Below are 257 nucleotides of genomic sequence, written 5' to 3' on the forward strand. Positions count from 1 at the left end.
GCTTGCAAAGAAGCTAACTCGGTCCGCAGACACCGACGAGGAAAAAGTAAAGTTGATCCACGAATATATCGTCGATACGATCCGGTACGACAAAGCACTCGCATCCAGTGAGCTGACGGACTATCTTCCCGATATTGACCGCACGCTGTCAGGGAAAAAAGGCATGTGTTATGATTACGCCTCTCTGTTCGCATCCATGCTGCGGAGCGTGGACATTCCGACTAAGCTTGTAATGGGGACAACGGATTATGTTGACG

The 257-nt window shown here is 49.8% G+C and carries 1 protein-coding gene; it reads left to right on the top strand.

Annotated elements, in window-relative coordinates:
* Positions 1-52: 52 nt before the first annotated feature.
* The coding region (locus tag ACSNOG_RS33585; protein WP_436756450.1) for a transglutaminase-like domain-containing protein at positions 53-257 on the top strand (205 nt) is incomplete at its 3' end.

Source organism: Streptomyces sp. URMC 124, from assembly GCF_051386455.1.
GTDB lineage: Bacteria > Actinomycetota > Actinomycetes > Streptomycetales > Streptomycetaceae > Streptomyces.